At 64.7% G+C, this 4,689-nt stretch carries 4 protein-coding genes and 1 pseudogene; 2 read left to right on the top strand and 3 right to left on the bottom strand.

Annotated elements, in window-relative coordinates:
• Positions 1-323 (bottom strand): annotated as a pseudogene (locus BLQ49_RS28685) (hypothetical protein); the annotation flags it as partial.
• 397 nt (positions 324-720) lie between these two features.
• Positions 721-1,323, bottom strand: coding sequence for an acyltransferase (locus tag BLQ49_RS28680; RefSeq protein WP_091723065.1), 603 nt, complete (start codon positions 1,321-1,323; stop codon positions 721-723).
• Positions 1,324-1,678: 355 nt separating this feature from the next.
• On the opposite strand from BLQ49_RS28680, the gene BLQ49_RS28675 reads away from it, so the two are divergent.
• Complete coding sequence (locus tag BLQ49_RS28675; protein ID WP_091723063.1) at positions 1,679-2,188, top strand: hypothetical protein; 510 nt, start codon at positions 1,679-1,681, stop codon at positions 2,186-2,188.
• A gap of 139 nt (positions 2,189-2,327) precedes the next feature.
• Positions 2,328-2,687 carry a hypothetical protein gene (locus BLQ49_RS28670; RefSeq protein WP_208859132.1) on the top strand — a complete coding sequence of 120 codons (360 nt, stop codon included), beginning with the start codon at positions 2,328-2,330 and terminating at the stop codon, positions 2,685-2,687.
• A 321-nt stretch (positions 2,688-3,008) separates the two neighbouring features.
• On the opposite strand, the gene BLQ49_RS28665 is transcribed toward BLQ49_RS28670, so the two are convergent.
• A complete protein-coding gene (locus BLQ49_RS28665; protein ID WP_091723060.1) occupies positions 3,009-4,169 on the bottom strand; it encodes a CatB-related O-acetyltransferase in 1,161 nt (386 codons plus the stop codon).
• Positions 4,170-4,689 lie beyond the last annotated feature (520 nt).

The raw sequence follows: 4,689 nt of genomic DNA, 5'->3' as shown, positions 1-4,689 counted from the left end.
AGGAACGGGTTGATGCCGGCGCGGGCGAGGTGGGGGTGTGCGGCGAGGTAGTCGGCGGAGGCGAAGTCGGGCCGGGGATCGCGGCCCTGGCGCCATCCGGTGACGAGGTAGTCGCGCACCGGGTCGGCGGTGATGCCGTACCACGTGGCGTAGAAGGCGGCGTCGAAATGCGGGGTGAGCGCGGCGATCTGGGCGTCGGCGGTGGCGAGGTCGTCGGCCGGGGGCAGGCCGCCGCGGGCCAGGATCCGGATCAGCGGGTTCCGGCTCGCCCGGACCGCGCTCGCGCCCGCCCAGCGGTGGTACAGACCGTACAGCCTCGTCACAGCACCAATCTCAACACACCGTTCTCTCAGCCCCCTCCGCCGCCCCGTCGTCCCGAACCGAGCGGCGTCCGGCGCGCGCCTCAGACCGGCTTCCGATCAGCGAACGCTACGGCCCCCCGCCGCCCTGTGACGGAAGCGACCGGTTCCGCGGGACGCACGAGCGGTCGGTGATCCGAGGCTCGGACGAGCTTCCCTGCGCACGGTCGGTCTCATGATCGGCATCCGTGCCGAACGAGGGCTTTGGCCGCGATTCATCGCCCTAACGGAACGTGCGGGCCGGGTAAACATGACGGTCTCCTCCGCCCCGAACCGACACGCCACCTGCTTGCCCGTAGGATGCGCCCCGCCGGAGGCTCCCTGCCGACGCGCACCTCGCCCTCGCCAGCCGGCGGACGGTTCAAATCAGATCGGAGCGCCACGTGATATCGTCCCGTACCACACGGGCCGGATTGCCAGCCACGACGCAATGCGGGGGCACGAGTCCGGTCACGACGGCGTGGGCACCGACGACCGCGTTGTCGCCCACCGACGAGCCTTTCAGAAGTGAGGCCTGGTTGGCGATCCAGACATGATTGCCGATGTGGACAGACCTGGCCGGGTTCAGCCGAGCCCCGGTTTCCCGATCGATGATCGAGTGGAAGTCGCTCGTCGTCATCCAGACCCCCGACGCGATCGAGCATTCCATGCCGATCTCGATCGCCTTGGCTTCGATCAGGTGGAGATGGACCAACCCGGTGAAGCCCGTTCGATCGCCGATGCGGAGCGCCGAACTCGGGCCGATATAGATATTGGCCATCCCAAGCCGGACATTCTCGCCTACGTCGAACCGGCAATTCGACTCGATGACGATGTGCATATCCTTATCCGAAACGCAGCCGCGGCCGATTCGGATATAGTTATTATCGCCGTTGATATAAATTTTCCCGGCTTGATCTTCTTGATCTCGGGCATCAATGTCGACGATATTGTTTTCCCCGTTATCGATGATATTTAATCGCATTGCGTGCCCGGCAGCGTTCGTTTGTGCGTGTTCGCCGACCCCAGGGCAGCTGCGGCAACAGATTCGCTGGCCACCATAACTATCATGAAGCTCCCACCTTCGATCCGAGCAGGTGCGGCATCGCTAGGATGGAATTCGGGGATTCGCGCATTCAGATAATGCGTTGGCGGCTTCCGACTTGACCGACGCATTTCCCGATGTGTCTAGGCCATCGAGCGCCCAAATTGCAACCGAGCGATCGTGCAGCGAAGGCGGATTCGGATGGCGTGGGTTGGGCTTGTGCGCGGTTGACGTTGGCATGGGCCTATGACGTATGACCTGCATCGGAAGCGACACCCAAGCATGAGGCCGTCCTGTGAGCGAGGACAACACCCTGACGAAGGCCCTGGTCGACGTTCGTGCGCGCAGGGCCGCCCTTCAGGGCGACTATGATCGGATCGCGGCGGAACTGACGAAACTCCGTGCTGCCGAAGCGGCTTTGACTTCGATCGTGGAGGGCGTTCCGCTCGAGGACAGCGCGGTTCGCCATCTGTCGGATAGCCCGCGCGCCTCCGCCGGCGAGCGCGCCTCGCACCAGTCGGGCGGGCGGCGCGGTGCCCGCGGCCCGCGGGCGAACTCGGCCAAGGGCCGCCTGAAGGCGCTCCTCAGTACGGCGGGGCCGCAAGGCCTGTCGCACGCCGAGATCGCCGAGCGATTGTCCGACGTCGCGCCGAACACGCTGAACACCTACCTGAGCATGATGGTGACTGGCGGCGAGGCTGTCCGCAAGGGAGACTTCTTCTCGGCCCCTTCGGATGCGGTTCCCGACCTCGACTCGTTCCCGGACGACGCGAGCGACGATCAGGAATCCGCCGCGGACGCATGAGCGCGGCGACCCCTCCGAGGCCGCCGACCGTCAGGGACGGCATCCGCGACGTCATCCCGGGCGGCTCGCGACTGGTCCGCGAGCCTGTTACGATACGGACGCCGCGGGGTTGAGGCGGCTTCACCAGGGGCGATCCGCCATGCGGTCGATATTCTTGCTCTGCGCTGTCCTGCTGCTGCCGAGCGAGGCATGGGCGGCCTGCCGATGTGCCTGTATCAAGGGCGTGATGCGGGCGATCTGCCAGCCGACAGACTTGGTCGAGCCGATTTGCCAGGGTCTGTGCGAGGATTCCGTCCGACCCAACAGGTTGGTGGTGCCGTTCGGGGGCGGGCTGCAAGCCATCAATCCGGTCCAGCCCTTCGATCCCGCGCCGAATGGGCTGACCCAACAGGATACCAACCTCAATTCCGACACCCGCGGCAATCCGCTCGGCACCGCCGGTGTCCAGGGCGGCAGCGATGCCCTATCGAGTTCCGCCGGGGGGGCTACCTTGCGCTAGAGCGCGCTCCGGCGAAGCGGACGCCGGTTCGGCGTCAACAGAGCGGACCCGTGCGAGATCTCAGAGTCGCGCCCGGCCGTCTTGCAATCCCGAACAGCTCTGCCCCGAACAGCTCTGCGGCGAAGATCCGCCGTAGGATCGATCCTGTCAGCGCATCCGTCAGGATGGCAGCTATGCGAAGGATCATGGCGGTCTGGTCTGCCAGCCGGTGTCGACCGTCTGGGGCTGTGCCCGATCGCATTGCAAGCGCACACGTCTCCAAGCCCGTGTTTTGACGCGCTCTCCTGCGCCGAGCCGGCGTCCACTTCGGCTGAGCGCGCGCTAGGTGTTGTCCGCTTCAGCCGCCTCGAGAAACGCCACGGGATCCGCCGAAAGCATCCTGACGCTGTGGCGATCGACCTTCCAATCCGGCCAATCCCACCATCGCAGCTTGAGGAAGCGCTCGATGATCGCGGGCTCGTAGCGGTAACGAATGACCGTTCCGGGATTGCCCACCACAACGGAATACGGTGGAATCGTGCCACGTATGACGCAGTCCGCGCCTATGATGGCACCGTCTCCGATACGGGCACCACAGAGGATCGTCGTGCCCCGGCCGATCCAGACATCATGACCGACGACGACATCCCTGGCTACGAAGTCTCGGATGTTGCGTGCAATCTGTGAAGGCCACCGGTATTGTTCCAATTTGAACGGGTACGTGGTTGCGCCGCTCATAACATGGTTGGCCAAAATGATCGTCACATCCTCGGCAATAGAACAGTAGCGGCCGAAGCTGACAGTTGCTGGAGGATAATAGAGTATTCGTGGGCTGCCATAAGTATGCGCCCCAGCGCGCACGCAATCTGCGGGGCCGCCCCAATCGATAAGCGGATGAAAAGCTCTCAGATCGTATGCATGAGGAAGCAGACGCTCCCGAAACGCGTCGAACAAGGAAGGGTAATTCTGTCCGGCAGCCGCCTCGGCCACAGCCTGAACGGTCTCGTCGTGCGAGCAGAATCTGAGAATTGCTCTGGCCAACGCGGTCGTCTCAGGATGCGGAGCGACGCGGCTCAAGCGTATCAAATCGTCGCCAGGGGTCATCAAGCTCACGGTGTGCAAGGACGGCATCAAACGAGCGATATCCGCCGGAAGGTCCTTGTCGGCCACAGGTTGGCATTGCCATAGGGATGGCCATCCGGAGCCAAAGCGTATCGGCTCGCCCAGGGTGCCTTGGCCGGCCAAGGAGCCGTCGAAAAGCTTGAGGACGATGGCGCGGTCCAGCGTGGCGCACCGGAGCGGCAGGACTGCATGCGGCGCCCCGTCCTCTGGGACAACGATTGGTTTTAGATCCTCCGCAAAGCCGAGCGCTCTGCGCCGATCGGTGCTGATCCAGGCGAAGAAGGCGATACCATCGGACATGAGACTGGCATGACGAAGCTCGCGCGTCGATGGATCGACGACGATGCCATGCTGGGAGCTCGATTTCAGTGCCGACAACATGACGGTTGCGTCTCGCCTTTTTTCGCGGAGACTGTCCGAGGCGGGATGGCGCGGCGAACGAGTGGGGGCCGGGTGGCCTGCCCTATCGAAGCGCAGGCCAGCCGTAAATATCGGGTCTCGGTCGGCTTCGGAGGGTCGAGCGGGTTTCGGCTGGCTTGCCGGCTGAAATCAAGCCCGAGCGAGCGGGGATCGGGGCTGGCCCGGGTGGCGCGGCGGAGCCTCGGCGAAGCTGTCCGCTGCCCGCGCCCGGTGGCGTTAGCGGTTCCGCAAGGGACGGAGCTTTGGTTGCGCATTCCCGCCCGGGCGTAGGGATTGGTGCGCTTGGTTGGCTCGCCTTCCCGGGAACGAACACGTATGGTCATCCGCCAAACGTTGGCCCATAGGCCCGTGGGTGCGCCGGACCTCGCTGCTTGACGTGGATGGAACCCGGGTCGTAGCAGCCGTTCATCGTTGGGATGGGACGGTTTGATGACGGGCAAGCGCGCGCTGATCACGGGTGTGACGGGCCAGGACGGGGCGT

The organism is Methylobacterium phyllostachyos, assembly GCF_900103445.1.
GTDB lineage: Bacteria > Pseudomonadota > Alphaproteobacteria > Rhizobiales > Beijerinckiaceae > Methylobacterium > Methylobacterium phyllostachyos.
Note: the sequence above shows the minus strand (reverse complement) of the source record. Positions and strands in the feature narration are given on the sequence as shown.

Excerpts from the sequence above, each read along its gene's own strand:
- BLQ49_RS28680 (WP_091723065.1), bottom strand. The coding sequence starts at position 1,323 with ATGCGATTAAATATCATCGATAACGGGGAAAACAATATCGTCGACATT.
- BLQ49_RS28670 (WP_208859132.1), top strand. The coding sequence starts at position 2,328 with ATGCGGTCGATATTCTTGCTCTGCGCTGTCCTGCTGCTGCCGAGCGAG.
- BLQ49_RS28665 (WP_091723060.1), bottom strand. The coding sequence starts at position 4,169 with ATGTTGTCGGCACTGAAATCGAGCTCCCAGCATGGCATCGTCGTCGAT.